Source organism: Ruegeria sp. CDSB029, from assembly GCF_059611125.1.
In genome coordinates, this window is record NZ_JBXWOX010000009.1 from 38,494 (window position 1) to 57,390 (window position 18,897).

General features: G+C 57.9%; 16 protein-coding genes, 1 other RNA gene and 1 riboswitch. Of the genes, 7 read left to right on the top strand and 10 right to left on the bottom strand.

Going from position 1 to position 18,897, the window contains the following annotated elements; genetic code table 11:
* Window positions 1-72: 72 nt before the first annotated feature.
* Window positions 73-2,001 (top strand): elongation factor G, encoded by a 1,929-nt coding sequence (locus tag AC2FI8_RS12500; RefSeq protein ID WP_496779319.1) that lies wholly within the window; start codon window positions 73-75, stop codon window positions 1,999-2,001.
* A 20-nt stretch (window positions 2,002-2,021) separates the two neighbouring features.
* Here the strand turns inward: AC2FI8_RS12500 and AC2FI8_RS12505 are convergent, their stop codons facing one another.
* The 5 genes from AC2FI8_RS12505 to AC2FI8_RS12525 form a co-directional block, all read right to left on the bottom strand.
* A complete protein-coding gene (locus AC2FI8_RS12505; protein WP_282170449.1) occupies window positions 2,022-3,599 on the bottom strand; it encodes an ABC transporter ATP-binding protein in 1,578 nt (525 codons plus the stop codon).
* The gene (locus tag AC2FI8_RS12510; RefSeq protein WP_108861177.1) at window positions 3,596-4,702 is read right to left on the bottom strand and encodes an ABC transporter permease; all 1,107 of its coding nucleotides are present in this window, start codon (window positions 4,700-4,702) and stop codon (window positions 3,596-3,598) included. Before AC2FI8_RS12510 ends, AC2FI8_RS12505 begins: the two co-directional genes overlap by 4 nt.
* Complete coding sequence (locus AC2FI8_RS12515; RefSeq protein ID WP_496768457.1) at window positions 4,703-5,788, bottom strand: microcin C ABC transporter permease YejB; 1,086 nt, start codon at window positions 5,786-5,788, stop codon at window positions 4,703-4,705.
* A gap of 9 nt (window positions 5,789-5,797) precedes the next feature.
* Entirely contained in the window at window positions 5,798-7,702 is a 1,905-nt protein-coding gene (locus AC2FI8_RS12520; protein WP_496779321.1) for an extracellular solute-binding protein, read from the bottom strand.
* Between the two features lie 174 nt (window positions 7,703-7,876).
* Entirely contained in the window at window positions 7,877-8,383 is a 507-nt protein-coding gene (locus AC2FI8_RS12525; RefSeq protein WP_058272647.1) for a c-type cytochrome, read from the bottom strand.
* Window positions 8,384-8,502: 119 nt separating this feature from the next.
* Here AC2FI8_RS12525 and AC2FI8_RS12530 point away from each other — a divergent pair, with 119 nt between their 5' ends.
* Complete coding sequence (locus tag AC2FI8_RS12530) at window positions 8,503-9,336, top strand: prephenate dehydratase (protein ID WP_496779323.1); 834 nt, start codon at window positions 8,503-8,505, stop codon at window positions 9,334-9,336.
* A 12-nt stretch (window positions 9,337-9,348) separates the two neighbouring features.
* Here AC2FI8_RS12530 and AC2FI8_RS12535 read toward each other — a convergent pair whose 3' ends face one another.
* Genes AC2FI8_RS12535 through nudC form a run of 3 tightly spaced genes read right to left on the bottom strand, consistent with a single transcriptional unit; the run spans window position 9,349 to window position 11,331 of the window.
* Window positions 9,349-9,816 carry a GNAT family N-acetyltransferase gene (locus AC2FI8_RS12535; protein WP_496768460.1) on the bottom strand — a complete coding sequence of 156 codons (468 nt, stop codon included), beginning with the start codon at window positions 9,814-9,816 and terminating at the stop codon, window positions 9,349-9,351.
* Between the two features lie 26 nt (window positions 9,817-9,842).
* On the bottom strand, window positions 9,843-10,310 hold the full coding sequence (locus tag AC2FI8_RS12540) for an SRPBCC family protein (RefSeq protein ID WP_496726619.1): 468 nt from the start codon (window positions 10,308-10,310) through the stop codon (window positions 9,843-9,845).
* A gap of 40 nt (window positions 10,311-10,350) precedes the next feature.
* Window positions 10,351-11,331, bottom strand: a complete 981-nt coding sequence (nudC, locus tag AC2FI8_RS12545; protein WP_496768462.1) for an NAD(+) diphosphatase — start codon at window positions 11,329-11,331, stop codon at window positions 10,351-10,353.
* A gap of 208 nt (window positions 11,332-11,539) precedes the next feature.
* Between nudC and AC2FI8_RS12550 the strand changes: the two genes are divergently transcribed.
* The 3 genes from AC2FI8_RS12550 to rsgA all read left to right on the top strand — a co-directional run bounded on the left by AC2FI8_RS12550 (window position 11,540) and on the right by rsgA (window position 14,694).
* Window positions 11,540-13,369 (top strand): bifunctional 2',3'-cyclic-nucleotide 2'-phosphodiesterase/3'-nucleotidase, encoded by a 1,830-nt coding sequence (locus AC2FI8_RS12550; protein WP_496779488.1) that lies wholly within the window; start codon window positions 11,540-11,542, stop codon window positions 13,367-13,369.
* 39 nt (window positions 13,370-13,408) lie between these two features.
* Window positions 13,409-13,507, top strand: an RNA gene (gene ffs / locus AC2FI8_RS12555) — signal recognition particle sRNA small type.
* 158 nt (window positions 13,508-13,665) lie between these two features.
* Complete coding sequence (gene rsgA / locus AC2FI8_RS12560) at window positions 13,666-14,694, top strand: ribosome small subunit-dependent GTPase A (protein ID WP_496768466.1); 1,029 nt, start codon at window positions 13,666-13,668, stop codon at window positions 14,692-14,694.
* A gap of 8 nt (window positions 14,695-14,702) precedes the next feature.
* On the opposite strand, the gene AC2FI8_RS12565 is transcribed toward rsgA, so the two are convergent.
* Entirely contained in the window at window positions 14,703-15,560 is an 858-nt protein-coding gene (locus tag AC2FI8_RS12565; protein ID WP_496768469.1) for an alpha/beta hydrolase family protein, read from the bottom strand.
* Window positions 15,561-15,704: 144 nt separating this feature from the next.
* Window positions 15,705-15,924: riboswitch (cobalamin riboswitch) on the top strand.
* 84 nt (window positions 15,925-16,008) lie between these two features.
* Between AC2FI8_RS12565 and AC2FI8_RS12570 the strand changes: the two genes are divergently transcribed.
* Window positions 16,009-16,416, top strand: a complete 408-nt coding sequence (locus AC2FI8_RS12570) for a hypothetical protein (RefSeq protein WP_282120274.1) — start codon at window positions 16,009-16,011, stop codon at window positions 16,414-16,416.
* Window positions 16,417-16,423: 7 nt separating this feature from the next.
* Here the strand turns inward: AC2FI8_RS12570 and AC2FI8_RS12575 are convergent, their stop codons facing one another.
* A complete protein-coding gene (locus AC2FI8_RS12575) occupies window positions 16,424-16,921 on the bottom strand; it encodes a protein-tyrosine phosphatase family protein (RefSeq protein ID WP_496779324.1) in 498 nt (165 codons plus the stop codon).
* A 157-nt stretch (window positions 16,922-17,078) separates the two neighbouring features.
* On the opposite strand from AC2FI8_RS12575, the gene AC2FI8_RS12580 reads away from it, so the two are divergent.
* Window positions 17,079-18,830 (top strand): DNA polymerase III subunit gamma/tau, encoded by a 1,752-nt coding sequence (locus tag AC2FI8_RS12580; protein ID WP_496768474.1) that lies wholly within the window; start codon window positions 17,079-17,081, stop codon window positions 18,828-18,830.
* Window positions 18,831-18,897: the final 67 nt, after the last annotated feature.

Genomic DNA, 18,897 nt, shown 5'->3' on the forward strand with positions numbered 1-18,897 from the left:
TGTGCCGACGCGTTCGCGCTCGACCGCCTTTTTCGTGCAGCCGTTCTGCAACTTGAAAGAGGGACTGCATCTATGCGCGTTTTTTCTGTCCTCGGCCCCAGCCACTCGGGCAAAACAACACTGGTCGAGGCCATCAGCCGCCTTGATGGCCGGCCAACCACATTCGACGTTTCCGGAACCGTGCATTTGCACGGTTTTTCTTATTTGGACGAACCCTGGTGCGCCATTGACGTGAATGGCGGCAGCGACACCATGGCCTATGTCGGCCCTGCCATGGCGATCTCGGACGCCGCTGTCGTCGTCGTACCGCCCGACCCGGACGCCGCCGTGCTGTGCGCCCCGTATCTGCGGCTGGTCGAAGAGGCGGGTATTCCCTGCTTTCTGTTCATCAATCGCATGGACACCCCAAACGGACGTATCCGCGATATCATCGCCGCTCTGCAAACCTACTGCACGCAACATATTGCCCTGCGGCAGGTTCCAATCCGCGATGGCGAGGCGATCATCGGCGCGGTCGACCTGATCTCGGAACGGGCATGGAAGTATCAGGAAGGGCAACCCTCGGCCCTGATCGAACTTCCGCAGTCCGTCGAAGACCGGGAACAGGAAGCCCGAACCGAATTGTTGGAGACGCTTTCAGATTTCGATGATCATCTGCTGGAACAACTGATCGAGGACAAACAGCCGCCCAGCGCAGAAATCTATGATCTGGCCGCGCAGGTTCTGCAAAATCACCAGTTGATCCCGGCCTGCCTGGGGTCTGCCAGCCACGGCAACGGGCTGACCCGTTTGATGAAAGCGCTGCGTCACGAAACCCCAGAATTCAACATCGCCGCCGGGCGGGACGAAGCAGCCGAAGACGCGCGCGCAATTGCCGGGTTCGCGGATGTCAAAAAGCATATCGGAAAAATCATCGTGCTGCGCGGTCTGGGCAAGGGCGTCAAAGCGCATGAAGCCCTTGGTGGGGAATCGGTTGGCAACCTGACGACACTGGATGCCAAAACCCAAATTTCGGAATTGGAAGCTGGCCAGATCGGGCTGGCCGTGAAATCCGACCACCTCAACCCCGGCAACCTGTACGATAGCACCGGAACCACACCGTTACCGGAATGGGCCGAGGCCCATCCGGCCGCCCACCGGCAAATTGTGTCGCCGGCACATGAGCGTGACGATGTACGCCTGTCCAACGCGTTATCCCGACTGGTCGAGATTGACCCCGGACTGCATCTGCAGCACGATGAACTGAGCGGTCATGCCGTTCTGGGATCGCAAGGGCCTCAGCATATGCGCCGGGTCAGCGCCAAACTGGCTGAAGATTTCGGTATCGAGATTGAGACCCAGACGGTTGAGACGGCCTATCGCGAGACCATCCGCGCACCTATCGAACATCGTCATCGCCACCGCAAACAATCCGGCGGCGCGGGACAATTTGCCGATGTGGTGATCTCGATCGCACCGACCCCACGCGGGGCCGGGTTCGAATTCGAAGAGATCGTCAAAGGGGGCGCTGTACCCAGAAACTATATCCCTTCGGTCGAACACGGGGCCAAGGATGCTCTGGTCCAAGGGCCAGAAGGATTCCCGGTTGTGGATGTCAAAGTCACGCTCAGCGACGGCAAGCATCACAACGTCGACAGTTCCGACTATGCGTTCCGCACTGCGGGCAAGAACGCGGTTCGAGAGGCTTTGCCGCAGGCGAAACCGGTGGTCCTGCAACCCATCCTGAACGCCGAAATCCACTTGCCCTCGGATTTCGTGGGCGACCTGGTGCCTACGATCAGTTCGCTGCAGGGTCAGGTTCTGGGCTTTGAAGGCAATCCCAACGCGTCTGGATGGGAGATTTTCAATGCCCAACTGCCTGCTGTGGCCGAAGACGAGTTACACCGCACCCTCGCCAGCGCGACACGCGGCACGGGGTGGGTAAAACTGCAATTCGATCATTACGAAGAACTTCGCGGCCCGGTTCCAAAATCCGCGGCACGCGAAACAGCGAATGCCTGAAAGCCCCAGGCGGGCTGGTTTCAGCCCGCCGCCGCAATCAGTTCGCGGGTATAGTCTGTCTGGGCGTTTTCGAACAGATCTTCGGCTGACCCCATTTCGATCACGTCACCGTTTCGCATGACAATCACATTGTGGGACATCGCACGCACGACTTTCAGATCGTGGCTGATAAATAGGTAGGCCAATCCGTACTTACGCTGCAAATCGCGCAACAGGTCGACGATCTGAACCTGCACAGTCATATCCAGGGCGCTGGTCGGTTCATCCAGAACCAGCAATTTGGGCCTGAGGACCATGGCTCGTGCAATGGCAATACGCTGACGTTGCCCGCCCGAGAATTCGTGCGGATAGCGGTCCATCGCAGCCGGGTCCAAGCCCACTTCGGTCATCACTTCGGTCACCAGTTCCCGTGGCGAGCGGTGCGGGTCGACCTTGTGGATCGCCAGCCCCTCGGCAATGATCTGCTGGCAAGTCATCCGGGGACTGAGGCTTCCGAATGGGTCCTGAAACACAATCTGCATATCCTTGCGCAAGCGCCGCAACTCTCGCGTCGACCAGCGGCGTACATCCTGATCGCGGAAGGTTATCGCCCCTTCGGACGCAATCAACCGCATGATCGCCAGCGCCAGCGTTGTCTTACCCGAGCCGCTTTCGCCCACAATCCCTAAGGTTTCACCGGCGCGTACGCTGAGCGTTGCATCGTTCACCGCCTTCACATGGCCAACTGTGCGTTTCAGGAACCCGCGCTGGATCGGGAACCAGACCTTAAGGTGATCGGTGCGCGCCACTTCTTCGGCGTCGGGTGCCACAGGATCGGGGTGACCAGATGGTTCGGCCGCCAGCAGCTTGCGGGTGTAGGGGTGTTGGGGGTTGTCAAAGATCTCCTGGGTCGCGCCAGTTTCGACAATCTCGCCATCCTTCATCACACAGACCCGGTCGGCGATACGGCGCACGATCCCAAGGTCGTGGGTGATGAAAAGCATCCCCATATTCTCAGATTTCTGAAGCTCGGCCAGCAATTCGAGGATCTGCGCCTGAATGGTCACATCCAGGGCCGTTGTCGGCTCATCCGCGATCAGTATATCGGGCTTGTTGGCAAGTGCCAGGGCGATCATGACGCGTTGGCGTTGGCCACCTGACAATTGATGCGGATAGCTGTCCAGGCGCTCCTCGGGATCGCGAATGCCAACCTTGGTCAGCAGTTCGACGATCCGGGCCCGTGCTGCATCACCTGTCAGACCCTGGTGCAGGGCCAGTGACTCGGCCATTTGTTTCTGGATCGTGTGCAGCGGGTTGAGCGAGGTCATCGGCTCCTGAAAGATGAAGCTGATATCGTTGCCGCGCACATCCATCAGGCGCTGGTCAGACGCGCCGATCATCTCCTGCCCTTCATAGGTGACCGAACCTTCGACAATCGCACTGTCACCCAGCAAAGAAACTGTCGACAGCGCAGTGACTGATTTGCCAGATCCGGATTCGCCCACCAGCGCAACCGTTTCACCCCGATCCACAGTAAAGGACACCCCCTTGACTGCTGCGCTCACCTGCCCGTCCTGACGGAACGAGACCTTGAGGTTGTTCACATCCAGCAGGCTCATGAAAAGGTCTTTCTGGGATCAAATGCATCGCGCACGCCTTCGAAGATGAAGACCAGTAGCGACAGCATGATGGCAAAGGTGAAAAAGGCGGTGAAGGCCAGCCAAGGTGCCTGCAGGTTCTGCTTGGCCTGCAAGGTCAACTCACCCAAAGACGGGGCGGAAGACGGCAGGCCGAAGCCCAGAAAATCCAGTGAGGCCAGGCCGCCGATGGTGCCCGTCACGATAAAGGGCATGAAGGTCAGCGTTGCGACCATCGCGTTGGGCAGCATGTGGCGGAACATGATTGTCATATTGCCCACACCCAGTGCCCGCGCAGCGCGCACATATTCCAGATTTCTCGCCCGCAGGAACTCGGCGCGCACAACTCCCACAAGCCCGGTCCAGCTGAACAGGATCATCAGCGCGACAAGCAGCCAGAAACTTCGACCCAGAATGGCGAACATGATGATGATGACGTAAAGCGAAGGCGTCGCTGACCAGATTTCGATGATCCGTTGGAAGATCAGGTCCAGCCAGCCGCCAAAAAATCCTTGAATAGCCCCGGCAAAAATTCCCACAAGACTGGCCACACCCGTGACCATAAGCGTGAACAAAATCGACAGTCGGAAGCCATAAATTACACGGGCCAACACGTCGCGCTTGGTGTCATCCGTGCCCAGCAGGTTTTGCCCGTTGGGTGGCAGCGGCGCTGCACCGGGGCGATCAACGCTGGTGTTGAAGGAATACGGGATCAACGGCCAGACGGCCCAGCCACGCTCGTACCCCTCTGCCTGGAATGTACCGGCCTTGATTTCGTCGATAATCCCCTCGGGATCGTCAAAACAGTCTTCGATGCCACCGCTGTCGATCAAACACTGAACCTCGGGGTCGCGATAGATCGCCTCGGTCTGGAAATCGCCGCCGAATTCGGTTTCCGCGTAGAAATTGAAGATCGGCGTATAAAACTCACCGCGGTATTTAACGAGGATTGGTTTGTCGTTGGCGATGAACTCGGCGAACAGAGAAAGGCCGAAAAGGACGGAAAAGACCATCAGCGACCAGAATGCACGCCCGTTACGACGAAAATTGCGCCAGCGGCGCTGGTTGAGTGGGGAAAGTGCCATTTACCCCTCCCGCTTTTCGAAATCGATGCGCGGGTCGACCAGCACATACATCAGGTCACTGATGATGCCGACAACCAACCCCATCAAGCCAAATATGAAAAGTGTGCCGAAAATCACTGGATAGTCGCGTGCAACGGCTGCCTCAAAACCCAGACGGCCCAGACCGTCAAGCGAGAAGATCGTTTCGATGATGATCGACCCCCCGAAGAAGACGCCGATGAAAACCGCAGGAAATCCGGCGATTACGATCAGCATCGCGTTGCGGAAAACATGGCCGTACAGAACCTGACTTTCGCTCAAACCCTTGGCGCGGGCGGTCATGACATATTGTTTTTTGATCTCGTCCAGGAACGAGTTCTTGGTCAGCAGAGTCAGCGTCGCAAAGGCCGAAATCGTCAGCGCGATAATCGGCAGGGCAATGTGCCAGAAGTAATCAACGACTTTGCCAAACAGGCTGAGGCTGTCCCAGTTGTCCGAGGTCAGCCCCCGGAGCGGGAATATCTGCCAATAAGATCCCCCAGCAAACAGAACCAACAGCAGGATCGCAAACAAGAAGCCGGGAATAGCATAGGCTACGATGATCGCGCCACTGGTCCAGGTATCAAACTGTGACCCGTCCTTAATCGCCTTGCGAATACCCAGCGGGATCGACACCAGATACGCGATCAGCGTGGACCACAGTCCCAGCGAGATCGACACCGGCATCTTCTCCAGCACCAGATCGGTTACGCTGATCGACCGAAAATAGCTCTCACCGAAATCCAGTGTCAGGTAATTGCCCATCATGTTGAGGAACCGCTCAACCGGAGGTTTGTCGAACCCGAATTCCTTTTCCAGCTCTTCGATAAACTCGGGCGGAAGGCCACGCGCACCGATGTAGCGATCATTCGTGCCGCCGGTTTGCTGCTCGATGTCACTGCCGCCGCCAGCGATTCCTTCGAACACATCACCGCCACCTTCCAACTGGGCGATGATCTGTTCAATCGGTCCGCCAGGAACGAACTGAACCAGCGTGAAGTTGACGATCATAATCCCAAGCAGGGTTGGGATGACCAGCAACAGTCGTCTAAGAATATATGCTCCCATGGGGGCGGATTACCTCAAGGCGCCGGAGGATTTCAACTCGGCTTCTTTCTCTTCGTTGATCCACCAGAGGTCTTCAACACCCAATGCATAAGGCGGCAGATTTTCCGGATATTCATACATGTCCCAGTAGGCAACCCAGTGCTTGCCCAGATACCAAGTGGGAACCATGATCCGCTTGGCGCGCAGGACGCGGTCCAGCGCCCGAACGTTGGCGAACAGCTCTTCGCTGTCTTCGGCGGATGCGATGTTGTCGATCAGCGGTTCGATGTCCGGACCATGCACACCCGACGGGTTGAAGACCGAGTATGAGGCCGCTTCGGTTCCGAATTGCTGATACAACCCTGTCGACGGCTGCAACGACCGCGGGTACCCGCCAACAATCATGTCGAAATCGCGGTCCCGGCGGCGCAAGGTGAACTGGGCGTTGTCCACCCGATTGTAACTTGCATCAATCCCCATTGCCCGCAAATTGGCGACGAAAGGTTGAATGAGCCTGTCCAGCGTTGGCTGGTCAGACAGAAATGCAATGGACAGCACCTCGCCCTTGTCGTTTCGGCGAATGCCGTCATCCCCAACAAGCCAGCCAGCTTCGTCCAGCAGTTTCATCGCCTTGCGCAAGTTGCCACGGTCATTTTGGCGGGCGGCCCGGGATTCATGCGCCGAGACGGGTTCCTCGGTCAGGATGGCAGGGTCCAGCGCGTCGCCCAGTTCTTGCAACACCTCAAGCTCGCGCCCTTCGGGCAGGCCGGTCGCCTCAAGATGCGTTCCTTCCCAGAACGAACTACGCTGCTGGAATAACCCATATTGCAGGCTCTCATTCGTCCATTCGAAGTTATACGCCAGCTGAATAGCTTCGCGAACACGGGGGTCCTGAAACTTTGGCCGGTCAAGGTTCATGATGAAGCCCGACGCCGACGGTACATTTCCGTCTGCCAGTTCAGCCCGAACGACAGAGCCATTCGCAATTGCCGGGAAATCATAGGCCGTTGCCCAGCTTTTTGAGTTGTTTTCCTGTCGAAGCGTAAATGTGCCTGCCTTGAACCCCTCCATCGCAGCGATGGAATCGGCGAAATACTCAACGCGGATGGTGTCAAAGTTGTTGCGGCCCACATTGACGTTGACGTCGTTGCCCCAATAATCGGGGTTGCGCTTGTACACGATGCGCCGGTTGATGTCATAATCATCCAGAACATACGGTCCCGAGCCAATACCCGGATCCAGCCGCGACTTGTCCAACCGGCGGTTTTCAGGGTCTTCCTCGAACCATTTCTTTGAGAAAATCGAAGTGGCCCCAACTTGGGAAATCCGGCCTCGGCGAGGGAAGTCCGGCGAGAAGTAGAACTTTACACGATGGGTATCCAGCGCCTCGGCCTTGGGGATCCGTTGGCGAATTGCGTCGGCATAAGATTTCAGCCCTTGGTCCAGCAGCAGATTATGGGAAAACACCACATCCTCGGCCGTCACCGGTGTGCCGTCGGAAAACCGCGCCTCGGGGCGGATATTGAAGATCACCCACTCATAACTTTCGGGGTATTCGAGACTTTCGGCGAGCAGTCCATAATAGGCAGCTGGTTCGTCATAGGATGGAATCAGCAGGCTTTCGTAGTGATCTGCCGACCGCGCACCAGCCCGGCCCTGCCTGGTATAGGGATTAAAGCTGTCGAACGTGCCTTGCGCCGCATAGGAGAGCTCTCCACCACGTGGCGCATCCGGATTCACATAGTCGAAATGCGCAAAGCCGTCCGGATACTTCAAATCACCGAATTCCGAGAACCCGTGTGATTTGATGATCTTTTCCTCAGCAAAAAGTTGAGTTGCAGCGGCTGCACAGAGCAATGCCCCCAAAGCCAGAATGTGAACTAAGCGTCCGAAATCCCTTGTTCGCGTTAAAGCGGTAACTCGATTGGATTTCATGTGGTTCATCCCCTGCTCGTTGACGTCTTTAATATTGTTTGCGCCAGCTAAAAGACCAGCACTGCCAGTTTCAAGTTTAGAGTGCGTGAACACTTTGTGAAGATTTACTTAGACAAAAAATAAAGCCGCTGCACGGGGCAGCGGCTTTTGAATGCGTCAAAACTGAGCGAAAGATCAGTTGATGGTCTGCAGATAGGCAATCAGGTCGGCCCGTTCCTGCGGTTTTTTCAGACCCGCAAAGCTCATCGATGTACCTGAGATATAGGCACTGGGGCGGGTCAGGAACGCATCCAGCGCTTCGGGTGTCCAATTGCCGCCATGGGCTTGCATCGAAGCTGAGTAGCCAGTGAAACCTTTGGCTGAAGCAACCGGGCGATCCACGATTGCAAACAGGTAGGGGCCAGTGCCGTTGGCGCCGTCTTCCAGCTTGTGGCAGGCAGTACACTTACGGAAAACCCGCGCGCCCTTATCTGGGTCTGCGGCGGCCAGCATATCTTCGAACACCACTTCTTCGCCGTCAGCGCTTTCACCGGAGCTTTCGGTTTCGATAATATACGAGGCCGTCTCACCATGCCCATCCGCATGGTAAAGCACTTCGGCACCCCATTTGGCCAAAAGCAGCACCAGGAAGGTGCCAAACAGGCCTGCTGCGGCCTTGGTAACTGTCATCGTGTCGAACATTGATCGCGAGTCCATTTCAGCTGTCTGCGGGGTGTCTAAGGCTTCCCCTTACAAGAGGCAAGGTATAGACACCGCGACTAAACGCCCAATTATCGAACTTGTTGCACGGAATCGACCAAATGACCAAACGTATTGCATTTCAGGGAGAACCCGGCGCCTACAGCCACGAGGCCTGCCGTAATGCCCGCCCCGATATGGAGGCCCTGCCCTGCCGGACTTTCGAAGATGTGATCGAATCGGTGCGCGCAGGTGAGGCTAAATTGGCAATGCTGCCGGTCGAAAACACCACGTATGGCCGGGTCGCCGATATCCACCGTTTGCTTCCCCACAGCGGGCTGCACATCATCGAAGAAGCGTTCGTGCGCGTTCACATCAACCTTCTTGCCGTTCCAGGGGCCAAAATTGAGGATGTCACCGAGGCACACTCGCACCTGGTTCTGCTACCGCAATGCGCCGGGTTTTTGAAAGAACACAACATCAAGGGACGTGTCAGCCCCGACAACGCGCGTGCGGCCCGCGAGGTCTCGGAACAAGGCGAGGTGCATTCAGCAGCATTGGCCAGCGAGTTGGCCGGCGAAATCTACGGCTTGAACGTACTGGCCCGACACATTGAAGACCGCGACAACAACACCACGCGCTTTCTGGTGATGTCACAGCAGGCCGACATGTCACGCCGCGGAGAACACGGCATGATCACCAGTTTTGTTTTTCAGGTGCGCAACATTCCGGCTGCGCTTTACAAGGCGATGGGTGGGTTTGCGACCAACGGCATCAACATGACCAAGCTGGAAAGCTACATGGTCGATGGCTCGTTCACTGCGACCCAGTTTTATGCCGATATCGTGGGCCACCCGGACGACCGGAACGTACAGTTGGCGATGGAAGAACTGGAACACTTCACCACGAATGTCGAGATTTTGGGCGTCTACCCAGCGGCTCAACCGCGCGGCTGAAGCGACCCCGGCTCAAGTCACGGTGAAGCTTTTGCACAGAGCAACCTCGTGCCGCCGGTAATCCACAAATCCCATCGCCGAATAATAGGCCAGTCCTTCGGCGTTTGTGGCCGAAATGGTTGCATCAATGGCCGGTAGGCCACTCTGCCGTGCCTCCAAGAGCGTTGCACGAAACAGGGCGCGCCCGACACCGCGCCGGGCGGCAGACGGGCGAATATGCGTTCCAATGACGCCCCATCCGACCGGAGCACCATATGGGTTGTTATCGACCGCCCATTTCAGTGATTGAAACCCCAGGATCTGTTCCCCTTGAACAGCGACTGAACATCTGATCCGGTCGGGGTCGGCCACGTAATGCTCGCGAGCAAAATCAACGTCGCAGCGCTTATTACGCTTTCCGGCCGCTGCGATGTCCTGCAGTACCTCTGAGATACCTTGGGCATCCGTCAACACCGCCTCACGAACACTAAAGCTATCCATCTCGTTCTCACCAAGGCATTGGGTAATCAGCCACCATGAATGTGGCGTTGTTCCAATTCCCGTGCGAACTCGGTCAGGCGCAACTGAAATTGTCGGCGAAACCGGGATTGCCCAAGCCGGAGCGATTGTAACAGCAGCCGCGCAGGCAGGGATTTGGCTGACAGGGACATATCAACACTAAGACGCGTGCGACGCTGCGACAGGGCCAAAAGCTCGATCGTGGTGATGCCGTTCATCCCCTTGCTTGCCGCTTCGAACCGCATCAGCGAAGGCGGGTCGCATTCGGCCATCTGCACGGAAATCTGACGTGGCTTTCCGCGCAACCTGAATTCTGTTTCCCAACTGGTGCCCGGAACAACGCCCAATTCGCCCGAAATCCGCCGAACCTCGATCCCACGCCGCATTGCGATCCGTTCGAATCGGTCAAAGTCGGCCACCATTTCGAACACCGAGTTGATGGGAGCTTCGATATCTTCGCGCACTGTAAACTGCATTGTGGTTCGGGGTTCTCTCGCTTTTCAGAACAGTATTTTGTCAGTCCAACGTATCCGCAAGCCAGTTCTGCAAAAGAAAATGCGCAATCGCTCCCTTGCGGGCTGGCAGCAAAACGGGGTGTTCGCCGGCAAAGGCCTGCATCATCTCGGATTTGGTAACCCACATCGCATCTTCGATTTCGACTGGATCGATGGTGATGGCGCGCGACAGCGCCTCACCGGCGCAGCCGAACATCAACGAGGCCGGAAACGGCCAGGGCTGGCTGGACAGATAACGGACCTCACCCACGGGCACCCCGGCTTCTTCCATCACTTCGCGTCGGACTGCAGCCTCAAGCGTTTCACCCGGCTCAACAAACCCTGCCAACAGCGAATACATCCCTTCTGGCCAGCCCGGCGAACGCCCCATCAGAACTGAATCGCCATGGGTAATCAACATGATGACGACCGGATCGGTACGTGGAAAATGCTGTCCACCACAGGACGGACAACTGCGCTGCCACCCCGCCTGCGCAAGTTCACTGGCTGCGCCGCACCGGGCGCAAAACCGATGCGTTTCGTGCCATGCAGTCACCGCCTTGGCCGAGGCCGCCAGTTCGGCGTCACGCGTCGACAAACGGGTCATGATCCGACGCAGTTCGGCAAAGACATGGCCGTGGGGCAAGTCCGGGTGCTGTTGCTCTGACTTATCAATAAAGCCTCCGACACCGGACACGTCCAACCCATCAGCCGTCCAGTCCGAAATATCAAAGGCAAACACAGGCGCGTTGTCTGACAGCCCCAGGAATACAGGCTGCTCGACAGAACCTCCTGGCCCGGTTTCGACCAGCTTATGTGACATCGCGATCAGCCCCAACTGATCCAGCGCCCCACCCTGAACCAAAACCTTACCGCGCCACAACAGCAGGCATTTTGCATCGGGATGCGTTCGCGCCCGCGCGACCGCATCAGCATCTCCACGAATATGCGCCGCACGATCCAGCCCCGAGCTACCAAACGTCACATATTCCGCGTTTTTCATAAGTTATCCTTAGGCTTGCTCCGCATAGGGCTGCCATGTCGGTCAATCAGTTGCAACGGTGTTTCACCCCCAAAATCACAGGTCGCCATCGAATGAACACAGCTAAGCCTTGCAATTCACTGTGATTAATCTTTTTGTTGAAAATGACTAAGACAAAACTGCCAAAAGTAGAAATTTGAAACCTTCCCCTTCTCTGCCATCGCAGACCGTGCAGATCCGAATACTGGCCACCACGGATCTTCATATGAACTTGAGGGGTTTTGATTACTATTCTGACACCCCTGAACCCACAATCGGCCTGACTCGAACCGCCAGCCTGATCCGTGAAGCCCGAACTGAGGCGCAGGCGGAAGGCTCAACCGTGCTGCTTTTTGACAACGGCGATTCGCTGCAGGGAACTCCGGTTGGGGACCTGGCCGCCGAGCAGGCTGATAAGCCGCATGCGCTGATGCAGGCCTTTGGCGCGTTAGAGTATGATGCGATCGGGTTGGGCAATCATGATTTCGGGTTCGGTCAAGATATACTGGACCGCATCCTTTCGCAGGCCCCCTGTCCGGTGGTTTGCAGCAATGTTCATCGCCCGGGTGCCAACGAGGTCTGGCAGGATCAGGCAGTTCTAACCCGCCGGGTTGAGGTCGCGGGGCACCAAGCCTCGCTAACCGTCGGCGTCTTCTCGGTCGTTCCGCCGCAGACCCGGAATTGGGAATCTCATCGGCTGGGTAATGACGTCCGGATAGACGACATTCTGACCTGCGCGCGCATTAAAGTGTCAGAGCTTCGATCCCACGGCTGCGACGTGATCATCGCGCTTGCCCATACGGGGCTGGGGTCCGTCGACCCCGCGCCCGATCTTGAAAACGCGATAATCCCCCTTGCCGCGATTGAAGGCATTGACGCCATCATCGCCGGGCACACGCATCTGACCTTGCCGGGGAAGTCACACGCTGGGCTGGAACACGTCGATGCCACTGGCGGTATGGTGCATGGCACACCTGTTGTCATGCCGGGATCTGCCGGATCTCATCTTGGCGTGATTGATCTGACGCTGTTTGCCTCGGCAGAAAAGGGCTGGTCGGTCGCGGCTCATCGCACTGAACTGCGCCCGGTCTCAGGTGCTGAACCTTCGGCCGAAGACACGCTGTTGGTGGCGCTATTTTCGGATGTGCATTCCGCAACACGAAAACGGGCCGACGAACCGATTGGGCATACGGATCAGCACCTGCACAGCTATTTCAGCTTTTGCGCCAAGGATCGAGGGCTTGCGATGGTGGCCGCAGCACAGGCTTCGGCCGTGCGCCAGATCCTGAAGGGCACACCCCATGAAGCGACACCATTGCTGTCTGCCGTAGCGCCTTCGAAATTCGGCGGTCGCGCCGGGCCTCGCTTTTACTCGGACATTCCTGCGGGCGTAATGCGCATGCGCCACGTGGCCGATCTGAACATCTTTCCAAACGAACTTCGTTCGGTCGCGGTGTCAGGAGAGCACATCAGAGATTGGCTTGAAATGTCTGCGGGCGTTTTCAATCAGGTGAAACCCGGCGCGCAAACTGAATTGGTCAATCCTGATCGAGCCGGACACAATTTCGATGTTCTGTTCGGGCTAAGCTACGTGATCGACCTCAGCGTACCGCCTCGGTTCGATGCGGAAGGGCGACTGGTAAATCCGGCATACCGGCGCATCTCAGATCTTCGTTTCCAGGGCCACGCAGTGACGGCCGAACACCGCTTTGTCGTTGCACTGAACAATTACCGCGCCAGCGGCGGTGGACATTTTCCGTTCATACAAGACGCCGAAGACATCAACGTTCCAGCCTTGCCGATCCAACACGCGTTGAAGGGCTACCTGACCGGTGCAATGCCCACAGAATCGCTGGAACAAGGTCCCTGCCCATTCCGTTTTGCGCCCATGCCAGGGTCCACTGTCCTGTTGAAGACCGGTCCAAAGGCACAGCGTCATCTCGCGGACATCGCAGAGTTCAGCCCAAAGCTGGCTGGCACGGATGCCGAGGGGTTTTTGCACATACAACTGTCACTGTGACGGGTTGTCATCTCTGCGTGTCTTCCCTATATCAAAATTCGAGAGGTTGGCGCGGGCGAGCGCCTCGCCAACCTGGTCAGGTCCGGAAGGAAGCAGCCACAACGAGCCCCGCTTGGGTCGATGTCCAACCTCTCACTTACTTGAACCGCTAGCCGCAGGAGGGCTTTTATGATTGTAGCAAAAACCCTTCAGGCAAAGCGTTTCTGAGGCCGACCCTCACACCTGCCTGAACACATTACCGCTGGATGCGCGACCGCCATCCAGACGGATTGCTGTACCTGAACACAGGCAGAACAATGTCTTTTACACTTTCGGACCTGGGATGGTCCTCACACTTTGCCGCCCAACATGCGGCCAATCCTTCGTGCGTTCCCTTTCGCATCACAGCCGTTCACCGTGATCGTCTGATCGGTGCAAACATCAACGGTGAAACACCTCTGCTCACCCTGGCCCAGCCGACGGGCGACTTCGCCGTCGGCGACTGGGTATTGGCGGATGATCATAACCGCGTTCAACAGCTGCTGGAACGCCGCAGCCTTTTGAAACGCCGCGCCGCCGGAACCGGGGCCCAGGCTCAGTTGATTGCTGCTAATGTGGATGTGCTGTTCATCGTCAGTTCCTGCAATGCTGACTTCAATCTGGCCCGACTGGAACGGTATTTGGCTTTGGCACACCAGGCCGGGTGCTATCCGGTGATCGTTCTAACCAAGGCCGATACCTGCGCCGATCCTGATAATTTCTCCAAAGCAGCCGAGTCGCTGGCTCCGTTTTTGACCGTGCTGGCTATCAATGCTTTGGATGCCCTGGACGTGCAGCAAGTTCTGTCCTGGTGCTCCACCGGGCAGACTGCCGCAATGGTCGGCTCATCCGGTGTCGGCAAGACAACATTGGTCAACGCCATGACGGGCCTGGATGAGGCAACGTCCGGCGTTCGCGCGGACGACGCGCGCGGGCGGCACACGACAACTGCCCGCGCGTTGCATCCGATGCAGAACGGCGGATGGCTGGTCGATACACCCGGCATGCGGGCTTTGCGGTTGCTGGATGCGCAGGATGGCGTCGATGAGGTCTTTTCTGACATTCTGGAATTGGCTCAGACCTGCCGCTTTTCCGATTGTCAGCATCAGGCCGAGCCGGGCTGCGCCGTGCAGGATGCGATTGCAAACGGATCACTGGACACCGAGCGGTTGGAGCGCTGGCGAAAGCTGCGGCGCGAAGATGAAAGGAACTCGGAAACCGTTGCGCAGTCTCGTGCGCGCGACAAGGCCTTTGGTAAGATGGTACGATCGGTGATGCAGGACAAGAAATCCCGCAAAAAGCTGTAAGTACCGGCTCAGGCGATTAACCGGGGCCATATGGCCGCATTTCGGCGCGCAAATGCGCCGATGTGACCGACCTCGGCCAATCCAAAGTCTTTCGGCGACAACTGATGCCGGCGGGCTTTGGGACCGTAAAGATCGGCCAGGCGCCAAACCGCGTTCGGGGGCACCACCTGATCATCGTCCATTGTGAACAGATCGACGGGTGTTTCCGACGCAGCCCAACGGGCGTCTGGAAGGCTTTTGCCGATATCCGGCACATAGCTCAGCGCAGCGGTGCACCATTTGCGCCACTGCCAGTAGACACGTGCCGGAAGGTCCGAGCCGAACCCAAGTGCCTTGCCTGGCAGGTATCCCAATGCCTTAACCAGCAATGGCGGGTGGGCATACCAGAACATTGTCGCCAGTGCGCGATACGGCCAGGGGTGGTCGGATACCGTCACCAAACCTGAACAGACACAGATCATCCGGTCGATCTGCTCAATATCGGGCTGAATTGGCCCCAGCATTCCACCCACCGAATGGCCAATGCTCCACTGCTGGGCGGCGGGAAATCTGCGCCGCATTTCGGCGCGAGCAGCGGGCATGTCGATCAACGCCCAGTCAGCCATCGTGGCCTGCGAATCGCGCAGGCGCCCGTGTAGAGAGTGGCCAAAATCGCGATAGTCATAGGTCAGACAGGCCATACCCTGTTCTTCCACCAACCACCGCGCAAAATGCTGGTAATAGTCGCGCGGTACGCCTGTGGCTGCATGGACTACAACCGCCACATCAGGTGCCGAGGCAGGCATATACAGCCGTGCCGACAGTTCGGCCTCTCCGGCAGAAAACGTGAAATCTTCGGTCAAAACGACCGGAGTGTTGTCCAACATGGTGCCCTCGCAAGCATCTGAACTATTCGGTTCACATATGGCATATCGGCGCTTTTGCGCGACTAGAGTCAACAGATTTTCAAAGTGACCAAGCGTCCACTTGAACGATGGAAAACAGCCCGCTTGACACAAGCCACCTACAACCGCTAGCGATGAGGTGATGGTTCTCGTCCTTATATTGGGGCGGGATGAAAAGGGAACTCGGTGCGGTCCAGCCCGGCAATGCCGGAACAGACCAAGGCCGCGACTGCCCCCGCAACTGTAAGCGGTAAGCAATGCCGAAATACCACTGGCCGAAAGGCTGGGAAGGTCGGCAAAGCAATGACCCGCAAGTCAGGAGACCTGCCATCAAAGTAAAAACCGAAACTCGGGCGGGGTGTCCGGGCAGGTCTTCAGTACGCTGAGTTCCCTGTTCCACGTCCCCCGCTCACCGCGCGGAGGGCGCATTATGATCTGGAAGACAACGACCCACGAATTCACCGCCACCCTGTGCCAGAAAACGGGGAAAACATGCCCCGCATTGGCCCAAATGGCTCGGGCATTGGCCGAGGCGATGGCAACAGCACAACCAATGACGACCAGCGAATTTGAGGTGGACGGCTCCAGCGAACTGACCCATTGCGATGAGGGTTGCACCGCACGGTTTCGCGCCAGCCCGGCCCGGATCAGGGTCTATTGCGGGGCAAACACGGGCGACTCGGCCGACACGTTGGACGAATACGCCGATATGATGTTCAACCCTGACTTTTCCACTCTGCCTGCTGGTGTTTTGGCGGCCTTGCCTTGCGCCATGCTTCAGGCATCGGCCCTTGCACCGCGTCCATCGCATCAGGTTGTTCAACAAGCCACGGCCTGATCCTAGTTCACCGATCGCTCTGGGCCGGTTTCATGGCCCAAGCCATCTGCTCATCCGTTTCCACCGCGCATGGTCGGGCCAAGCGCAGCCGGTTTAGCGCGTGGTTTGGATCTTCACCGCTTTCCACCATGAGCCTCAGCGCGACCATCCCCGACCGCCCACAACCGCCCCGGCAATGCACCAGCACGCGTCCACCGTCGGACAGCACCTGCCGGGCGGCTGCGCTGGCGTCGGGCCAAAGAGTTTCGATTGGCAGGGGCGGCGTGCCAAAATCCTCGACCGGAAGATGCACCCAGGTCGCGGACCTGCTTTGAACGTCTCGACCAAAACCGCCTGCGCCGACCTGCTGCATCTCAGCCTCGGTGGTCATTGAAATCACCAGATCGGGGTTCCAGTCCTGTATCACCCTCAGATCATCCACATACCCACTGCCGCCGCTAGGCAAGGGGGACAGCGCCAAGGTGCCTGTGCCAACAGGCAGCGCGTAGATTGCAAATTTTGCCAAAGCTTATGCTCCTACTGCCACCGGCCCACCAGATTTTGACAGCCTATTTATCCCGCTTACAGACGCTGTCCAAACCGAAATTCCACAAAGCATGCTGTGGACGCGGGCGGCCCGGGTCTCTACGCTGCATTTCTGACACGAATCTGACAGAGCAGACATGACCGAAACGCCCAGCCCCGCCTATCAGGTTCTTGCCCGCAAGTACCGCCCTGAAACCTTTGCAGATCTGGTTGGACAGGACGCAATGGTGCGCACGCTGAAAAATGCGTTCGAAGCGGATCGGATCGCGCAGGCCTTTATCATGACCGGTATTCGCGGCACCGGCAAAACCACCACTGCCCGGATTATCGCCAAAGGTATGAACTGCATCGGTCCCGATGGTGAAGGCAAGCCAACGACCGAACCTTGTGGTCAGTGCGAGCATTGCGTTGCCATCATGGAAGGCCGGCATGTCGACGTGATGGAGATGGACGCCGCCAGCCGCACCGGCGTGAACGATATCCGCGAGATCATCGACAGCGTTCGCTATCGTGCCGCCAGTGCGCGTTATAAGATTTACATCATCGACGAAGTTCACATGCTGTCGACCAGCGCTTTCAATGCGCTGCTCAAAACGCTTGAGGAACCGCCCGAACATGTAAAGTTCATCTTTGCGACGACCGAAATCCGCAAGGTCCCGGTGACAGTGCTGTCGCGCTGCCAGCGGTTTGACCTGCGCCGGATCGAACCCGAAGATATGATCGGTCTGCTCAACAAGATCGCCGCGGCGGAAAACGCACAGATCGCCGAAGACGCGCTTGCTTTGATCACACGTGCGGCCGAAGGCTCTGCCCGCGATGCGACCTCGCTGTTGGATCAGGCGATCTCACATGGTGCAGGGGAAACCAGCGCCGATCAGGTTCGGGCAATGTTGGGCCTTGCAGATCGCGGGCGCGTGCTGGATCTGATGGACATGATCCTGCGTGGCGATGCGGCTGGGGCATTGACTGAGTTGAGCGGCCAGTATGCCGAAGGGGCCGACCCGCTGGCCGTGCTGCGCGATCTGGCCGAGATCACCCATTGGGTTTCCGTGGTCAAAATCACGCCCGATGCCGCCGATGACCCCACCGTCTCACCGGATGAACGTGCGCGCGGTCAACAGATGGCCGAGGCGCTGCCGATGCGGGTGTTGACGCGGATGTGGCAGATGTTGCTGAAAGCGCTGGAGGAGGTCTCTGCAGCACCCAACGCGATGATGGCCGCCGAAATGGCAATCATTCGTCTGACTCATGTGGCCGATTTGCCAAGCCCCGAAGAACTTATCAAACGACTACAGGATGCGCCTCCACCCCCACCGAACGGGGGACCTGGCGGTGGTGTGGCTGTGCCAACTCATGCACCTACGCAGGCGACTTCCTCTACGCATCTCTCGGCCCAGCGCGGGCCGGCAGGGGCACCCACCGCAGCGCTTGCTCAGGACATCCAGACCGCGCTGGCACGCTATCCAACCTTCGAACACGTGGTCGAGTTGATCCGCACCAACCGGGACGTAAAACTGTTGGTTGAGGTCGAAAACGGTGTGCGTCTCGTCTCGTATTCCCCGGGACGGATCGAGTTCACGCCGACGGACAAAGCGCCGACCGATCTGGCGCAAAGGCTTGGTTCAGCCTTGCAACGCTGGACCGGAAACCGATGGGCCGTCTCAATCGTGGCCGATGGGGACGCGGCAACAATCGCCGAGGTTCGAGACGCGGCTGATCTGGCGTTGAAAGCGCAGGCCGAACAACACCCATTGGTTCAAGCCGTTCTGATGCAGTTTCCCAAAGCGCGCATCAAACGGATCGAAACCCCGGAGGAACGCGCCGCCAAGGTAGAAACCGAAGCACTGCCTGAGGTCGAAGACGAATGGGACCCGTTCGAGGAGGATTAACACCTGCACTTTGCACACATCGATGCGGTCTACTACGAAGCATGCGAAGTATTTAACCCTGGCTGGG

Excerpts from the sequence above, each read along its gene's own strand:
- AC2FI8_RS12580 (WP_496768474.1), top strand. The coding sequence starts at position 17,079 with ATGACCGAAACGCCCAGCCCCGCCTATCAGGTTCTTGCCCGCAAGTAC.
- nudC (WP_496768462.1), bottom strand. The coding sequence starts at position 11,331 with ATGAAAAACGCGGAATATGTGACGTTTGGTAGCTCGGGGCTGGATCGT.
- AC2FI8_RS12520 (WP_496779321.1), bottom strand. The coding sequence starts at position 7,702 with ATGAAATCCAATCGAGTTACCGCTTTAACGCGAACAAGGGATTTCGGA.
- AC2FI8_RS12530 (WP_496779323.1), top strand. The coding sequence starts at position 8,503 with ATGACCAAACGTATTGCATTTCAGGGAGAACCCGGCGCCTACAGCCAC.
- AC2FI8_RS12525 (WP_058272647.1), bottom strand. The coding sequence starts at position 8,383 with ATGTTCGACACGATGACAGTTACCAAGGCCGCAGCAGGCCTGTTTGGC.
- rsgA (WP_496768466.1), top strand. The coding sequence starts at position 13,666 with ATGTCTTTTACACTTTCGGACCTGGGATGGTCCTCACACTTTGCCGCC.
- AC2FI8_RS12570 (WP_282120274.1), top strand. The coding sequence starts at position 16,009 with ATGATCTGGAAGACAACGACCCACGAATTCACCGCCACCCTGTGCCAG.
- AC2FI8_RS12540 (WP_496726619.1), bottom strand. The coding sequence starts at position 10,310 with ATGCAGTTTACAGTGCGCGAAGATATCGAAGCTCCCATCAACTCGGTG.
- AC2FI8_RS12510 (WP_108861177.1), bottom strand. The coding sequence starts at position 4,702 with ATGGCACTTTCCCCACTCAACCAGCGCCGCTGGCGCAATTTTCGTCGT.
- AC2FI8_RS12515 (WP_496768457.1), bottom strand. The coding sequence starts at position 5,788 with ATGGGAGCATATATTCTTAGACGACTGTTGCTGGTCATCCCAACCCTG.
- AC2FI8_RS12535 (WP_496768460.1), bottom strand. The coding sequence starts at position 9,816 with ATGGATAGCTTTAGTGTTCGTGAGGCGGTGTTGACGGATGCCCAAGGT.
- AC2FI8_RS12505 (WP_282170449.1), bottom strand. The coding sequence starts at position 3,599 with ATGAGCCTGCTGGATGTGAACAACCTCAAGGTCTCGTTCCGTCAGGAC.
- AC2FI8_RS12500 (WP_496779319.1), top strand. The coding sequence starts at position 73 with ATGCGCGTTTTTTCTGTCCTCGGCCCCAGCCACTCGGGCAAAACAACA.
- AC2FI8_RS12565 (WP_496768469.1), bottom strand. The coding sequence starts at position 15,560 with ATGTTGGACAACACTCCGGTCGTTTTGACCGAAGATTTCACGTTTTCT.